Below are 15,572 nucleotides of genomic sequence, written 5' to 3'. Positions count from 1 at the left end.
TGGCTTCGCGGGCGAAGTCGACCAACTCGTCGAGTTGCAGGTGCAAGTCGCGGAAGTTCGTGCCGACGACGTTCCAATGTGCCTGCTTGCCCTGCAGATGGAGCTCGATCAGATCGACCAAGACCCGCTGCAGGTTCGCGCTCAGCTCCGATGAGGCCGCAAAGCCCTGTACTTCTTCTGCGTTTCTCCGTGTACTCATGTCTTGTCCAACGCCTTTCTAATCTGGATTGAGTCCAGTTTAGCTCGTGACAGGCGCCACATCCACCTGGTCCTGCTGTTGGTCCTGCTTTTCCAGCAGCCGGGCATATCCGGCGCCCATACCCAGCAGCACCAGGCCGACGACGATGAACACCACGACCCGGAAGATCCCGTCGAGCGTCCCGAGGTCGAAGAGGAACAGCTTGGTCATTGCCGCGGCGACGAGCGCCAATCCCCCGCCGATCGGCAGCGACCGATTCGCCTTCGGCAACCGGGCCGCGTAGATGAACAGCCCGGCGGCCATCGCGATCCAGCAGATGGTCGCGGCCATGTGACCCGCGAAGAAGCCGCGGCCCACTCCGCCGATCAGCACACCGGCCGTCACGGTGAACGTCGTGATTGCATACACGATCACGATGGCCGAACCTGCCCACAAGACGCGGACCGTGTCGTCGTCGCCTTCCCGGGAGGCGACCCACGACCACACGATCGCCACCGCACACACCATCAGCAGCAGGCTGGCGACCAGCGTCGAGATCCCGTCGGGGGCGCCGGCTTCGGTGGCTCGCATCAGCGAACTCGGGGGCGCGTAGATCAGATAGATCCCGCCGCCGACGACGGCGAACCCCACCGCCGCCCACCTCGCGATGTTGTCGCGGCGCCCGGCGACGGCGACCACGACCGCCATCGCCAGCAGAACCGGACCGGCGATCTCGCCCTCGAAAGCCACCGTCACCGCAATGAGCGCGGAGACGGCCGACAGCGCCGACCAGATGTGGCGCACGGCGCCTGCCACGCCGGTCAGCCTGTCGCCGATCGACACAATCGCCAGCAGCGTCGCGGCCAACGCGGCGGCCATCAACGCGGCGACCACTCGATCGGCTGCCAGCACCGCGCAAAGCACCGGCAGCACGCCAGCCGCGGTCAGCAGGGCCATCGCGATCCGGTTGGCGGTGCGCGGCAACAGGATGAGCGCGCCGACGAGGGCGAGCACCGCCGCGATGCCGCACGCACCCGCCAGCAGGAGATCATCATTGTCGTCGAAGTACACCGCGATCAGCGCGACCAGTAGCGGAAAGGTGCTCGCCGCAGTGCGCGCCGCGTGCAACCAGATCCAGTCCTTGCCAAGCTGTACCGGCAGCGACGCCGCCGACAGCGCCAGCATGAACCCGACGAGCAGCAAGGTGATCCCATCGGTCACGACCGGCGCGAGCACGATCAACGGCACCAACACCAGGACGCCGAGGTGCTGGGAATCCCAACGCCGGGCCAGGCTCAGCCCGCCGCCGCCGATGACGGCGGCGATGACCAGTCCGATCGGGGCCGACACCCAGTCGTAGATGGTGGTGAGGGCGATGACATCCATGTATGCCGCCGCGACGCCCGTGGCCGCCAGCGCGATCGCCCCGACCCGGCCGCCGGGCCTGGCGTAGAGCCACGCGGCGGCAGCCACCAGCCCGATGGCCAGCGCGGCACCTGCGGCGACGCGGAATTCGGGGCGCAGGACGCCGGCCTGGGCGGCCAGGACCAGCAGCAGCACGACGCCGATCAGCGTCACCGCGACGCCGGCAACGGCAAGCACCTTGCCGATCCAGCCTTCGGAGCGTTGCGGCCGTGGCTTGGGAGGCGGGACCGGCGCGACCGGCTGCGGCGGATACTGCGGCGGATACTGCGGTGGCTGCGGGTAGGCCGGCGGGTACTGCGGCCAGTACGGCATGGCCGGCGGCGCATACGCGGCCGCCACCGGCTGTGGCGCGGGTGGCCGCTCCGACAGCAGCCGGTCGAGCTCCGTCAGGTCAGCAGACACCCGGGCCAGCTGTTGTGAGATCGCGGCGAAATCCGCGGAAAGCCGGGCGATGACGGCGCGGTGCGGTTCGGTCATGCCGACATCGTCGCAGCAAGTCGGCCACTTCCGGATGAGTAGGACTACTCGTCGAGACCGTGTTCGATTGCATAGCGGGCCAGTTCGACGCGGTTGGCCACCTGAAGCTTGCGAAATGTGGCCTGCACGTGGTTTTCGACGGTGCGATGACTGAGCGACAGCCGGGCCGCGATCTGCTTGGCCGTCAAGCCTTTGGCCACGTGGCGCAGTATCTCCGTCTCGCGTTCGGTCAGGCTCGGCACCGACGTGCCTGGCCGGCCCGTCGTACCGGACTGCGCGATTCGCCTGTACTCCCCCAGCACCAGCCCGGCGAGTCCAGGAGTGAACACCGCCCGGCCCTCCGCCGTCGCACGTACCGCATCGCCGAGCTCCTGCTTCGACGCACTCTTGACGAGATAGCCTGTGGCGCCTGCCTTCACCGCTTCCAGTACGTCGTCGCGTTCGTCCGAGGCCGACAGCACCAGGATCCGCGACGACGGTGACACCGCCAGCACCTCCGCGGTGGCTTGGGCGCCGTCGCCGTCAGCCAGCCGCATGTCCATCACCACCACGTCAGGGTGTACGACGGCGGCCCGGCGCCGGGCCGCGGCGACTCCGTCTGCGGTCGCGACGACGGTGAAGCCGTCGTCGGCGAGGTCGCGGGCGACCGCGTCACGCCAGATCGGATGGTCGTCGACGACCATCACCGTCGGGGTACTGTCAGCTCCCATTCCGTCCCACATCCCGGCCCGGTGTTCAGCCTGGCGCTGCCACCCAGCCAATCCATCCGTCCCACAATCGATTTGGCGATGCCGAAGCGGCCCTCGCCGACAGCTTCCTCCAGCCGGCCGTCGGGAATGCCTGCGCCGTCGTCGCGGATGCTGACCGTCACCGTATCGCCGAGATCCTCGAGTAGTACGTAGGCGCGGGCATCGGGCCCCGCATGCGAGGCGACGTTGTCGAGTGCGTTGGCCGCCGCGGCATACAATTCGTCGGCGACAGCGGAATCCAGCAACACCGGGTCGGCCGGCACGCTGACCGAGACCCGATCCGACGCCCTGCGCCGTAGAAGTGCCCCGATGTCGGCCGTCTCGCCATCCCGCGGTTCGGCGTCGGCCGAGCTGACCAGCCGCCTCAGCGCCCGTTCCTGTTCACCGGCCAACTCGGCCAATTCCGCTGTCTCGCCGCCGATTTCCTTGCCCCGGCGTGAGACCAGCGCAAGTACCTGAATTGCGCCGTCATGCACCTGACGCGACAACCGCTCACGCTCCTGGTGTGACGCCGCCAGCCGTGCCGCCTGCTCGAGTTCGGCGTGGGCTCGCCGCGCCGTCTGCGCCGCCATGCCGACCGCCAGCCCCACCGCGAGCTCAATGACAATCGTTGCGTTACGGCCCAAGTCGTAGTTGATGAAGCCCTTCACCAGTGTGCTGGCGATCATCACGACCACACCGGCGAGCATGCCGGGGACGGGCCCGGCCAGAATGGCCGCCGAAATCGTTGCGTTGGTGGCCCACAACGTCGTCGGCCAGGTCTGGTTGTCCAATGCCCACTGGTCTGACGCGACGAACTCGGTGGACAGCATCAAGGCCACCACCACCGCTAGCTCCGCAAGCACCCAGGACGCACGGCGGCCGAAGCCCTGAAGGTAGGCGAACGCGCACACCGCACTCCAGCCGATCAGCACCGCAAGCAGCAGCCATCCGACGGCGGGCCTGTCGAGGTCTTCGTTGATCGCGATGTGAAAACCCAACGCGTACATGCACGAAAGCAACCGGAACACCTGCGCCGCCCGCCAAAGCGGGGTGGCGGGATCCGGTGCCTGCATGGGCTCTACAGCACCTTGGACAGAAAAGCCTTTGTGCGTTCGTGTGTCGGATTGGCAAGCACCTCGCGGGGAGGTCCGCTCTCCACGACCACGCCGGCGTCCATGAACACCAGTTGGTTTGCGACTTCCCGCGCGAACCCCATCTCGTGGGTCACCACCACCATCGTCATGCCTTCGGCGGCAAGCTTTTTCATCACCGCGAGAACTTCTCCGACCAGTTCGGGGTCCAAGGCGGAGGTGGGCTCGTCGAACAGCATCAGCTTGGGGTTCATCGCGAGCGCACGCGCGATCGCCACTCGCTGCTGCTGGCCACCGGACAGCTGCGCGGGATACGCGTCTGCCTTTTCCGACAGCCCGACCTGACTCAGCAGATCCTTCCCACGCGCCACCGCATCGCTCTTCTTGACTTTCTTGACGTGGAGCGGCGCCTCGATGACGTTCTGCAGCGCCGTGCGATGCGGGAAAAGGTTGAAATGCTGGAACACCATGCCAATGTCGCGGCGCTGCTTGGCGGCGTCACGGGGCGACATCTCAAGCAGCTTGGTGCCCCGGTCGCGGTAGCCGATCAACTCGCCGTCGACGTACAGCCGGCCGGCATTGACTTGCTCCAAATGGTTGATGCACCGCAGAAAGGTGGACTTGCCCGAGCCGGACGGACCGACCATGACCAGCACCTCGCCCCTGCCGACTTCCAGCGTGATGCCCTTCAGGACGTGCAAGGCGCCGAAGCTCTTGCAGACCTGTTCGGCCTTCACCATCGCGGTCATACGTGCCCCGCCTCTCCTACCATTTGGGCCTTGGCCAACGCCTCGAGCTGCTTGGTTGTCAGCTTCCGTGACGCGCCACGCGAGAAGTGGCGTTCCAGATAGAACTGGCCGACCATCAGGACGCTGGTGACCACCAGATACCAGAACGCGGCGACCAACAGCAGCGGGACCGGCTCGAATTCTCGCGCGGCGATCTCGCGGGAGGTAATGCCGTAGAGATCCAGCGTGAAGGGCACCGCGGTGACCAGCGACGTGGTCTTCAGCATGCTGATGACCTCGTTGCCGGTCGGTGGGATGATCACCCGCATCGCCTGCGGCAGCACGGTGCGCCGCATCGTCATCCCCCATGACATGCCCAGTGCGGTCGACGCCTCCGATTGCCCCTCTGGCACGGAACTGATTCCGGCGCGGATGATTTCGGCCATGTAGGCGGCCTCGTTGAGCGCCAGCCCGAGGATGGCCAGAAGGAACGGGATCGACAGGGCCTGCAGATTGAGCTGGAAGAACGCCGGCCCGAACGGGACGCCGAGCCGGATGTTCTGGTAGATGGTGGGGATCAGCCCCCAGAACACCAGCTGAACATAGATTGGCGTGCCGCGGAAGATCCACAGGTACACCCACGACACCGACCGGAACACCGGGTTGGGCGACAGCCGCATCACCGCGAGGATCACGCCCAGCGCGATCGCCAGCACCATCGAATAGAGGGTCAGCTGCAAGGTGTTGACTAGACCCACCGTCAAGACGCGCTCGTTGAATAGATATTCCCTGAAGACACCCCAGCGGTACGCATCGTTCGTTGCCGCGCCGTACACGAACAGCACGACGAGTACGACGATGACGACCGCCGCCACCCACCGCCAAGGATGACGCAACGGAACGGCATCGATGGCGGCTGGGTCTGCGGATGGCGACGCGTCGACATCAGTCATGGTCGAATCCTGGCTAGTTGATTGCGCCGTTGATGACCGGCTTGTCGATCATCCCGGACTCGACACCCCAATTGGTCGCGATCTCCTTGTAGGTGCCGTCTTCGATGAGGTGCTCGAGGGCCTTCTTCAGCGACTCGGCCAGCGGCGAGCCCTTCTGCACCGGCCAGCCGTAAGGCGCGGCATCGAAGATCTCACCGGCGGCCTCCAGCTTGCCGTTGCTCTGCTTGATGGCGTATGCGGTCACCGGCGAATCGGCCGACATGGCGTCCGCCTGACCGAGAACCACAGCGTTGGTCGCGGCATCCTGCCCGTCGAACGGAATGATCTCGATCGGCGGCTTGCCCGCATCGGTGCATGCCTTGCTCTTGGCCGGCAGCTCCTCGGTTTCCTCGGTCGTGGTGGCCTGCACAGCGACCTTCTTCCCACACGCGTTGGTCGGATCGACCGGCGAACCGGGGCGCTGTGCCCAGAGGATGCCTGCGTTGAAGTACGTGACGAAGTCGACCGACGCCTCACGTTCCTTGGTGTCGGTGAAGGAAGACATCCCGACGTTCATGGTGCCGCCCTGGATCGACGGGATGATCTTTGCGAAGTCCGATTCGCGGAACTCCGCAGTCAGGCCGAGGGTGGCAGCGATCGCGTTCATCAGATCTACGTCGAATCCGACGATCTTTCCGCTCGGATCCTTGAACTCGTTGGGCGCGTACGGAATGTTGACGCCGACAATGAGCTTGCCGGACGACTTGATCTCTTCGGGCAGGGTGTTCGCGATCTCTTCGACCTTCGCGCCCTCCGGCGCGGCACCCGTCGTTTCCTCACCTGACTGGTCGCCGCTTGCGGCACACCCGGACAATGCCAAAGCACCGGTGGCAGCAAACACCGCCGCGATGCGCAGGAGTCTCCGTCGACGGCCTTGACACTCAACCAACACGGTTTGCCTCTACTTTCTGCTTCGATGACGCGGCGCGAAGCGCCGGTAACGGAACAGTAGTAGAGACCTACCGCGGTGGCAGGAGAACGAAAGTGCTAATCACTCCCAAAGCTTCGGGCAGTACACGGGAATGGCGCCCTCGACGAACTGGACAGCCTCGGTCTGCGTCCAGCCTTGGCTGTATTGAAGGTTGTATCCCGCGAGCCAGGACGGATTGCCCTGCCTCGTCTGATCGACGCAGTACTCCTTGGCGAGCCGGATGATCTGAGTCCGGTTCTTGTACGGGACGCCCTTCTTGTCGAGGTAGTCGATGAAGACCTTGTCCATTGCCGGATCGGCGTTGGCCGGCGCCATCGACACGACCGCGCCCGCCGCCATCACAAGTGCTGCGATCGCCGCGCCGGCGGTCCGGCGAAAGGCGGCATTGGTCATCGTTACTCCTCGTTTGCCCCAGTGGGTCGATCCGTTGTGCTCCGGTGGGACCGTCGAATACTCATCGTAGCGAACAAACCAACTGTTACACCAAGATGCGAGCCGTCGAGTGTCGTCCGCGCCATTTGCGCGGCACTGCATCGACTATTTGCGCTGGCGTCCACGAATGAGGAAATGCGCAATTCGGTGAACCCTTTATGACACACTTCGGCCATGGAAAGCCCCGCTGCCCCGAGCCTGCTGCAACACCTATGGAAATCCACGCTAGCGTCCGGGATTCTCGCCGTCATCCTCGGCATTCTCGCGTGGGTTTGGCCCGGCATCAGCATCGTCGTTGCTGCGATTTTCTTCGGCGCCTACTTGTTGGTCACCGGCATCGCGCAGGTGGTGTTCGCGTTCAGCCTGCATGTGTCGGCCGGCGGGCGGGTACTGCTGTTCATCAGCGGCGCCGCCGCGCTGATCTTGGCAGTGCTGTGCTTCCGCAGCCTCCAGGAGTCGATCCTGCTTCTGGCGATCTGGATCGGCGTCGGATTCATCTTCCGCGGCGTGGCCACGGCGGTGTCGGCGATCAGCGACCCGACGCTGCCCGGCCGGTGGTGGGAGATCTTCATCGGCGTGATCAGCCTCATCGCCGGGGTGGTCATGCTGGCGGTCCCGTTCGAATCGATCCTGATACTGACCAGGGTCGTCGGGATGTGGCTCATCATTCTCGGAGTCTTCGAAGTGGTTTCGGCGTTCGGTATCCGCAAAGCCAGCAAGCCACCCGTTCAGCCCATCACCCCGCCTGCCGAGGAATCGGTGAGCTAACCCACACTGACGTCTACTACGCCCTGTCGTAGGCTGGTGCCACAGCCACGGAAGAGGGTCGGATGGACGCACTGGATGTGTCGCGGTGGCAATTCGGCATCACCACCGTTTACCACTTCATCTTCGTCCCGCTGACCATTGGTCTGGCGCCGCTGATCGCGGTCATGCAGACCGTGTGGCTGATCACCGACAACCCCGCCTGGTACCGGTTGACACGGTTCTTCGGCAAGCTGTTCCTGATCAACTTCGCGCTCGGCGTCGCCACCGGCATCGTCCAGGAATTCCAGTTCGGCATGAACTGGAGCGAGTACTCCCGGTTCGTCGGCGATGTCTTCGGCGCGCCACTGGCGATGGAGGGTCTGGCGGCCTTCTTCTTCGAATCGACATTCATCGGCCTGTGGATCTTCGGATGGACCCGGCTGCCGCGGCTGGTGCATCTGGCATGCATCTGGATCGTCGCCGTCGCGGTCAACATGTCGGCGTACTTCATCATCGCGGCCAACTCGTGGATGCAGCATCCGGTGGGAGCCCGCTACAACCCGGATACCGGCCGTGCCGAATTGACCAGCATCGTCGCGCTGTTCACCAACAACACTGCGGTCGCCGCCTTCTCGCATGCGGTTGCCGGCGCCTTCCTGACCGCAGGCACGTTCGTGGCAGCTGTGTGTGCATGGTGGTTGGTGCGCGCCCGCAGCCAGCCAGAGGCCGCCACCATGTATCGCCCTGCGACCATCCTCGGTTGCCTGGTGGTCCTGGTGTCGGCCGTCGGGCTGATCTTCACCGGCGACAGCCAGGGCAAGCTGATGTTCCAGCAGCAGCCGATGAAGATGGCGTCGGCAGAATCGTTGTGCCACACCGAGACCGACCCGGACTTCTCAATCCTGACGGTCGGTACCCACAACAACTGCGACAGCGTCAGCCATCTGATCGAGGTGCCCTACGTGCTGCCCTTCCTGGCCGAGGGCAAGTTCGAGGGGGTGCGACTGGAAGGCGTCAAGGACCTACAGGAGCAGTACCAAGAGAAGTTCGGCCCCGGCGACTACCGGCCCAACTTGTTCGTCACCTACTGGGCGTTCCGCGCGATGATCGGATTACTTGCCGTACCAATGCTTTTCGCAGTGGCCGCGTTGTGGCTGACGAGGGGTGGCCGCATACCGCAATCACGTTGGCTCACCCGCTTCGCTCTGCTGACACTGCCTACCCCGTTCCTGGCCAACAGCGCCGGATGGGTGTTCACCGAGATGGGGCGCCAGCCGTGGGTGGTGGTGCCGAATCCCACGGGCGACCAGTTGATTCGGCTCACCGTGGCTGAGGGCGTATCAGGAAATTCCGCGGGCATGGTGGTGACCTCGCTGGTGACGTTCACCCTTTTGTACGCAGTGCTGGCCGTTATCTGGTTCTGGCTGATCCGGCGTTACGTGCTCGAGGGCCCGCAGGAACACGACTCCGAACCGGCGCCGCCAACTCCGCCCGGCAAGGAGGACGTGGCGCCGCTGTCGTTCGCGTACTGAGAGGAGGTGTCGGCAATGGGGCTGACTGAGTTCTGGTTCGTCGTCATGGCGGTGCTGTTTCTCGGATTCTTCGTGCTCGAGGGCTTCGACTTCGGCGTCGGCATGCTGATGGCGTTCTTCGGCCGCACCGCAAAGGGCGACCCTGACAAGCACCGCAGGGCAGCACTGAACACCATCGGACCGGTCTGGGACGGTAACGAGGTCTGGCTGATCACCGCCGCAGGCGCGATGTTCGCGGCGTTTCCGGACTGGTACGCGACCATGTTCTCCGGCCTGTATCTGCCCCTGCTGGTGATCCTGTTCGCGATGATCCTGCGCATCGTCGCGATCGAATGGCGCGGCAAGATCGACGATCCCAACTGGCGGAAGTGGGCGGACATTGGGATCGCCGTCGGGTCGTGGCTGCCCGCATTCCTGTGGGGTGCGGTGTTCGCGATGCTGGTGCGCGGACTGCCCGTCGATGCCGACAAGCGGGTGCACCTATCGATCGGTGAGGTGTTCAACACGTACACGGTGCTTGGTGGCTTGGCGGCCGGCGGCCTGTTCCTGCTGCACGGAGCGGTGTTCGTGGCGCTGAAAACCGATGGCGCGGTACGCCTTGACGCGTTCCGGTTCGCAACCCGGTTGTCGCTGCCTGTGACGGCTCTGATGGCTGGCTTCGGGCTGTGGACGCAGCTCGCCTACGGCAAGGACTGGACGTGGATCGTGGTGGGCGTCGGGGCGGTCGCGACGCTTGCGGCGCTTGCGCGGATATGGAGCGGCAGCGGCGAAGGGTGGGCCTTTGTTCACACGACGACGGTGGTTGCGAGCGCGGTGATCCTGTTGTTCGGTTCGCTGTATCCGAATCTGCTTCCGTCCACACTGAACCCGGACTGGAGCTTGACGATCTACAACGCGTCGTCCACCCCCTACACGCTGAAGATCATGAGTTGGGCGGCGCTGATCTTCGCCCCGCTGGTGGTGCTGTATCAGGGCTGGACGTATTGGGTTTTCCGGAAACGGATTTCGGCCGACCGGATTCCAGCACCGGCCGGCCTGTCGAGATGAACCTCTGGCGGGCATCGACGGCGATGCGGCGATACCTGGTCGCATCGGTGGCCTGCGGTGTCGTCATCACCGGCGCCACGATCGCGTCCGCTGTGGTGCTGGCCGACATCGTTGCGGGAGTCATCACAGAGCCGAGCTCGCGCACGTTGACTCACTGGGCCGGATCGGTGTGGATGTTGCTGTCGATGTGGGTTGTTCGCACGTTGGCGCACTGGGCGCAGGGCCGGTTGTCGGCACGCGGAGCGACCGCCGTGATTGCCGACCTGGGCAGCCAGATGCTGCGCCGCGTCACCGCGCTGTCACCGCGGCAACTCGCCGCCGAGCGCGATTCGGCCGCCGCGGTGATCACCCGCGGTCTCGACGGTCTGCGGCCGTACTTCACCGCGTACCTGCCGTCGGTGTTCCTGGCGGGCATATTGACCCCGGCAGCGGTAGTGGTGATCGCCGTCTACGACATTTCGTCGGCCGTCGTCGTGTTGATCGCGTTGCCCCTCATTCCGATCTTCATGGTGCTGATCGGTCTGGTCACCGCTGAACGGTCGGCCGCCTCGCTTGCGGCGATGACCACGCTGCAGTCGCGGATGCTCGACTTGGTCGCCGGAATTCCGACGTTACGGGCATTGGGCCGGATCGGCGGCTCGGCGGAGCGAATCGCCGAACTGGGTGCGGCCCACCGGCGTTCGGCGATGGCGACGCTGCGCATCGCCTTCCTGTCGGCGCTCGTGCTCGAACTGTTGGCGACCCTCGGTGTCGCGCTGGTCGCGGTCGGCGTCGGTCTGCGGCTGGTGTTCGGCGAGATGACGCTGGCGGCAGGTCTGACCGCGCTGCTGCTGGCACCCGAGGTGTTCTGGCCACTGCGCCGCGTCGGCATGGAGTTCCACGCCGCCCAAGACGGAAAGACCGCTGCCGACAAGGCATTCCGTCTGCTGAACGCACCGAACGACCAGCGCGCCGGCACCAGGACGTTAACTGCGCCAATACACCTCGAGATTCTGGACACGGAGGTGGAGCCCGGCCGCGTGACCGTGCTGACGGGGCCCAACGGCGTCGGCAAGACCACGCTGCTTCAGGCCATCCTCGGACTCGACGCGCCGAACTCTGGCCGGATCCTCGTCAACGGCGTCGACATCGCCGATTTGGATCTGCGGGCGTGGTGGAAGCAGGTTGCCTGGCTTTCACAGCGTCCGGTGCTGATACCAGGAAGCATCCGCGACAACCTCGAGCTGTTCGGGCCGCTGCCCGATCTCGAGCTTGCCTGCAGGGCCGCCGGTTTCGACGACGTGCTGGCCACCTTGCCCGATGGACTGGAAACCGTGGTGGGCCGCGGCGGTACGGGCCTGTCGTTGGGTCAGCGCCAGCGTCTTGGTCTTGCCAGAGTGCTGGGGTCGGCCGCGCCGGTGCTGCTGCTGGACGAGCCGACGTCACACCTTGATGCGGCCAGCGAGAACCGGGTGCTGCAGGCGATCACGGGGTGCGCGGCACGGGGCGCGACGGTGGTCGTCGTTGGACACCGCGATCCGGTGCTGGCGATAGGCGATCGGGTCGTGTACATGGGGAGCCTCGTCGATGCGTGAGCTGCTGCGACCGCGGATGGGACGGCTGTTGTTGGCCGTCGTGCTGGGGGTGCTGTCGCTGGCCAGCGCGCTCGCGCTGACCGGGATTTCGGCATGGCTGATCACGCGGGCGTGGCAGATGCCGCCGGTTCTGGACTTGACGGTGGCGGTGGTGGCCGTGCGGGCGCTGGGCATTTCCCGCGGCGTGCTCGGGTACTGCCAGCGGCTGGCGTCGCACGACACTGCCCTGCGAGCCGCGGCGGACACCCGCGAGGGGTTGTACCGCCGGCTCGCCGCTGCGCCGGCCGAGGCCGCGATGCGACTGTCCAGCGGTGAATTGGTGGCCGGCGCCGGTGCCGCCGTCGACGAGCTGTCGGACGTGTTGGTGCGGGCGGCGTTGCCCATCGCGGTAGCTGCCGTGCTCTCGTTCAGCGCTGTCGCAGTCATCGGGGTCATCTCCCCCGCCGCGGCTGCCGTGCTTGCGGCGTGTCTGCTGATCGCAGGCGTGGCGGCGCCATGGCTGGCGGCCAGGGCGGCCACCGCTGCGGAAGCAGTTGCTACACAGCATCATTCCGGACGCGACGTCGCAGTGATGCTCGCTCTCGAGCATGCGCCAGAACTCCGCGTCAGCGGGCGCCTCGACGAAATCATCACCGAGGCTGAACGGCGGCATCGAGAATGGGGGCGCGCGACCGACCGGGCAGCAGCGCCTGCGGCGCTCGCCGCTGCCGCGCCCACCTTGGCCATGGGCATCAGCGTGCTCGGCGCCGTCGTCGCCGCGATCTGGATCGCGGACTCGGTTTCACCGATGACCGTGGCGATCCTGATGTTGTTGCCGTTGGCCGCCTTCGAGGCGACGGCGGCCCTGCCGGGTGCCGCTGTCCAACTCACCCGGTCACGCATTGCCGCCCGCCGCCTGCTCGACCTCACCCAGCCCGATAGCGGCTTGCGCCCGCGGCCGGCTGCGACGCCCGTCGACCTGGAGCCTGGCACCAGACTCGCCGTTACCGGACCGAGCGGCGCAGGCAAGACGACGCTACTGATGTCGATGGCCGAAAATCCCACGGAAGCAGCATTTTTCGCAGAGGACGCACACCTGTTCGCGACCACGGTCCGCGACAACCTGCTTGTGGTCCGCGGCGACGCAACCGACGACGAACTACGAAATGCCCTGGGCAGGGTCGGCCTTGGCGAGTGGCTGAACGCATTGCCCAACGGGCTGTCCACTGTGCTCGTCGGCGGCGCGGCGGCGGTTTCGGCCGGCCAGCGCAGGCGCCTGCTGCTGGCAAGGGCGCTGGTCTCGACGGCGCCAACGGTTCTGCTCGACGAACCGACCGAGCACCTCGACGCTACCGACGGGCGGCAGATCATGGCCGACCTGCTCACCCCCGACGGGCTGTTTCCTGCCGATCGCACCGTCGTCGTCGCCACCCATCACCTGCCCGACGGGTTTCGCTGTCCCACACTCAACCTCGCCGTCGGCAGGTAATCTCAGCGAGATGAGCGAACCGCCACCTCCGCCACCGCCGGGTGGCGCGTATCCCGGCAGTTACCCGCCGCCGCCCCCGCCGCCCTACGCCGGTTACATGCCGCCGACCGCACCCAAGAACGGGCTCGGCGTCGCCGCGTTGGTGGTCGCAATCATCGCGCTGCTGACCGTCGTGGGCGGTGTTGTGCTGGGCGTCGTCGCGATCATTCTCGGATTCCTCGGCTGGGGACGGGCCAGGCGAGGCGAGGCGACCAACGGCGGAGTCGCGATCGCGGGCATTGTGCTGGGATTCCTCAGCATCATCGAAGCCGCCGTCGTGATCGGCCTCGCCGTGTGGGGATTCGACCAGGCAGGCGGCACGGACTACGTCGACTGCCTGTCCAGGGCAGGCAACGACGAGCAGGCCATCCAGGACTGCGCGGACCAGTTCCGCGGCCGCATCGAGAACGAGTTCAGCGTCACGATCACGCCAACGCCCTAACTCGGCTTGGCGCCCGGGAAGTATTTGACGATGCCTTCCTGGACCACGGTCGCGAGCAGCTGACCGGATCTGTCGAAAAAGTGGCCCGTGCCGAGGCCGCGCGATTCGGCGGCCACCGGCGAGGAGGTCGAGTACAGCACCCACTCGTCGAACCGAACGGGACGGTGAAACCACACCGAGTGGTTCATGGTGACTGCGAAGATCCGGTCGAAGCCCCATGACAGTCCATGCGTGGTGATGATCGAGTCGAGCACGGTGGTGTCCGACGAGTACACCAGCGCGGCGGCGTGCAGAACCGGATCCTCGGGCATCGCGCCGCGGGCCTTCATCCAGACCCGGTTGTGGTCGAGGCTCTCCCCCTTGTTGCGCATCACCCAGGCGGGGTCGTTGGTGTAGCGCCAGTCGATCGGCCGCAGGGCGTTGACGAAATGCGGGACCACGTCCTCGTATCCGCGTAGCAGCTCGTCAACGTCGGGCACCGACATCGGATCGTCCAGGTGGGGCGGTGCGATGCCGTGCTCGAGGCCGCGACCGCCGTTCATGTACGAAATCATCGCCGTGGTGAGGAGTTCGCCGTCCTGCATGACATCGACGCGGCGGTTGGCGAAGCGCCGCTCGTCCCGCAGCGCGAATACGTGGAATTCCAGATCCTTTGCGGGATCGCCGCCGGCGATGAAGTGCGCCGACAACGCGCTTGGCGACAGGTCGTGGTGCAGCGTGGAACTGGCTGCGACGAACGACTGGGCCATCATCTGCCCGCCGAAGGTCCGGACCGGGTTCTTGCTCGGGTGCGAGCCGACGAAGAGGTTGTCTCTTATCCGGTTGAGGTCGAGTATCCCCAGCAGCTCTTCAAGATCGCTGACCGGCACTTGGCCCCTTTCTAGACGTCTTCCTCCCCGATCCTGTGCACATGGATCAGATTCGTGGAGCCTACTGTGCCCGGCGGGGCGCCAGCGACGATGACGATCAGGTCGCCGCGCTTGTAGCGACCGAGCTCGAGCAGCGACTTGTCGACCTGGCGGATCATGCCATCGGTGGTCTGAATATGCGGCACGATGAACGTCTCGGTGCCCCAGGTCAACGCCAGCTGGCTGCGCACCTCCGGTAGCGACGTGAACGCGAGCAGCGGAAGCGGTGTGTGCAGACGAGCCAGCCTGCGCACGGTATCGCCGGACTGGGTGTAGGCCACCAGCGCCTTGGCGTCCAACCGCTCGCCGATGTCGCGGGCGGCATAGGAGATGACGCCTCGCTTGGTGCGCGGCACGTGAGTCAGCGGCGGCACCACCACAGAGGTTTCCTCGACCGCGCAGATGATGCGCGCCATCGTCCTGACCGCTTCGAGCGGATACTTGCCGACCGACGTCTCACCGGAGAGCATCACTGCGTCGGCGCCGTCGAGGACCGCGTTGGCGACGTCGGACGCCTCGGCGCGGGTTGGGCGCGAGTTCTCGATCATCGACTCCAGCATCTGCGTGGCAACGATGACGGGTTTGGCGTTCTCCCTTGCCATTTGGATGGCCCGCTTCTGCACCAGCGGTACCGCTTCGAGCGGCAGTTCGACGCCGAGATCGCCACGCGCGACCATGATCGCGTCGAAGGCGAGCACGATGGCCTCGAGGTTGTCGATGGCTTCGGGCTTCTCGAGTTTGGCGATGACCGGTACGCGGCGGCCGACGCGGTCCATCACCTCGTGGACGAGTTCGATGTCCGCGGGCGAGCGGACGAACGACAGCGCGAC

16 protein-coding genes are annotated in these 15,572 nt (G+C 65.8%); 6 read left to right on the top strand and 10 right to left on the bottom strand.

Annotation, left to right across the window (positions count from 1 at the left end):
• From VFH65_RS29405 to VFH65_RS29370, 8 genes are all read right to left on the bottom strand, one after another.
• Window positions 1–199 (bottom strand): ferritin-like domain-containing protein (locus tag VFH65_RS29405; protein ID WP_353326671.1); only part of this gene is annotated, 199 nt, incomplete at its 3' end.
• A 39-nt stretch (window positions 200–238) separates the two neighbouring features.
• Window positions 239–2,080 (bottom strand): DUF2339 domain-containing protein, encoded by a 1,842-nt coding sequence (locus VFH65_RS29400; protein ID WP_353326670.1) that lies wholly within the window; start codon window positions 2,078–2,080, stop codon window positions 239–241.
• Window positions 2,081–2,124: 44 nt separating this feature from the next.
• Window positions 2,125–2,790 carry a response regulator transcription factor gene (locus VFH65_RS29395; RefSeq protein WP_353326668.1) on the bottom strand — a complete coding sequence of 222 codons (666 nt, stop codon included), beginning with the start codon at window positions 2,788–2,790 and terminating at the stop codon, window positions 2,125–2,127.
• Window positions 2,763–3,884, bottom strand: coding sequence for a MacS family sensor histidine kinase (gene macS / locus VFH65_RS29390; protein WP_353326666.1), 1,122 nt, complete (start codon window positions 3,882–3,884; stop codon window positions 2,763–2,765). Before macS ends, VFH65_RS29395 begins: the two co-directional genes overlap by 28 nt.
• A gap of 5 nt (window positions 3,885–3,889) precedes the next feature.
• Window positions 3,890–4,642 carry an amino acid ABC transporter ATP-binding protein gene (locus VFH65_RS29385; protein ID WP_353326674.1) on the bottom strand — a complete coding sequence of 251 codons (753 nt, stop codon included), beginning with the start codon at window positions 4,640–4,642 and terminating at the stop codon, window positions 3,890–3,892.
• Window positions 4,643–4,647: 5 nt separating this feature from the next.
• Window positions 4,648–5,583 carry an amino acid ABC transporter permease gene (locus VFH65_RS29380; protein ID WP_353326664.1) on the bottom strand — a complete coding sequence of 312 codons (936 nt, stop codon included), beginning with the start codon at window positions 5,581–5,583 and terminating at the stop codon, window positions 4,648–4,650.
• 13 nt (window positions 5,584–5,596) lie between these two features.
• Window positions 5,597–6,514: an ABC transporter substrate-binding protein gene (locus tag VFH65_RS29375; RefSeq protein WP_353326663.1), complete on the bottom strand. Its 918-nt coding sequence runs from the start codon at window positions 6,512–6,514 to the stop codon at window positions 5,597–5,599.
• Between the two features lie 99 nt (window positions 6,515–6,613).
• Window positions 6,614–6,946, bottom strand: coding sequence for a DUF732 domain-containing protein (locus VFH65_RS29370; protein ID WP_353326661.1), 333 nt, complete (start codon window positions 6,944–6,946; stop codon window positions 6,614–6,616).
• Between the two features lie 213 nt (window positions 6,947–7,159).
• On the opposite strand from VFH65_RS29370, the gene VFH65_RS29365 reads away from it, so the two are divergent.
• The 6 genes from VFH65_RS29365 to VFH65_RS29340 all read left to right on the top strand — a co-directional run bounded on the left by VFH65_RS29365 (window position 7,160) and on the right by VFH65_RS29340 (window position 13,834).
• The gene (locus VFH65_RS29365; protein ID WP_353326659.1) at window positions 7,160–7,753 is read left to right on the top strand and encodes an HdeD family acid-resistance protein; all 594 of its coding nucleotides are present in this window, start codon (window positions 7,160–7,162) and stop codon (window positions 7,751–7,753) included.
• Between the two features lie 62 nt (window positions 7,754–7,815).
• Window positions 7,816–9,264: a cytochrome ubiquinol oxidase subunit I gene (locus VFH65_RS29360; protein ID WP_353326657.1), complete on the top strand. Its 1,449-nt coding sequence runs from the start codon at window positions 7,816–7,818 to the stop codon at window positions 9,262–9,264.
• Window positions 9,265–9,279: 15 nt separating this feature from the next.
• On the top strand, window positions 9,280–10,311 hold the full coding sequence (gene cydB, locus VFH65_RS29355; RefSeq protein WP_353326655.1) for a cytochrome d ubiquinol oxidase subunit II: 1,032 nt from the start codon (window positions 9,280–9,282) through the stop codon (window positions 10,309–10,311).
• 23 nt (window positions 10,312–10,334) lie between these two features.
• Window positions 10,335–11,885 (top strand): thiol reductant ABC exporter subunit CydD, encoded by a 1,551-nt coding sequence (cydD, locus tag VFH65_RS29350; protein ID WP_353326673.1) that lies wholly within the window; start codon window positions 10,335–10,337, stop codon window positions 11,883–11,885.
• Window positions 11,878–13,353 carry an ATP-binding cassette domain-containing protein gene (locus VFH65_RS29345; protein ID WP_353326653.1) on the top strand — a complete coding sequence of 492 codons (1,476 nt, stop codon included), beginning with the start codon at window positions 11,878–11,880 and terminating at the stop codon, window positions 13,351–13,353. Before cydD ends, VFH65_RS29345 begins: the two co-directional genes overlap by 8 nt.
• A gap of 10 nt (window positions 13,354–13,363) precedes the next feature.
• Window positions 13,364–13,834 (top strand): DUF4190 domain-containing protein, encoded by a 471-nt coding sequence (locus VFH65_RS29340; RefSeq protein ID WP_353326651.1) that lies wholly within the window; start codon window positions 13,364–13,366, stop codon window positions 13,832–13,834.
• Here VFH65_RS29340 and VFH65_RS29335 read toward each other — a convergent pair.
• Together VFH65_RS29335 and pyk are read right to left on the bottom strand one after the other, a co-directional pair.
• On the bottom strand, window positions 13,831–14,703 hold the full coding sequence (locus tag VFH65_RS29335; RefSeq protein WP_353326649.1) for an acyl-CoA thioesterase II: 873 nt from the start codon (window positions 14,701–14,703) through the stop codon (window positions 13,831–13,833). The genes VFH65_RS29340 and VFH65_RS29335 overlap by 4 nt on opposite strands.
• Window positions 14,704–14,714: 11 nt before the next feature.
• Window positions 14,715–15,572 (bottom strand): pyruvate kinase (pyk, locus tag VFH65_RS29330; protein WP_353326648.1); only part of this gene is annotated, 858 nt, incomplete at its 5' end.

The sequence above is a fragment of the Mycobacterium sp. genome (assembly GCF_035697385.1).
In the GTDB taxonomy this organism is placed as follows: domain Bacteria; phylum Actinomycetota; class Actinomycetes; order Mycobacteriales; family Mycobacteriaceae; genus Mycobacterium.
This window is presented reverse-complemented; position numbering and strand designations above follow the sequence as displayed.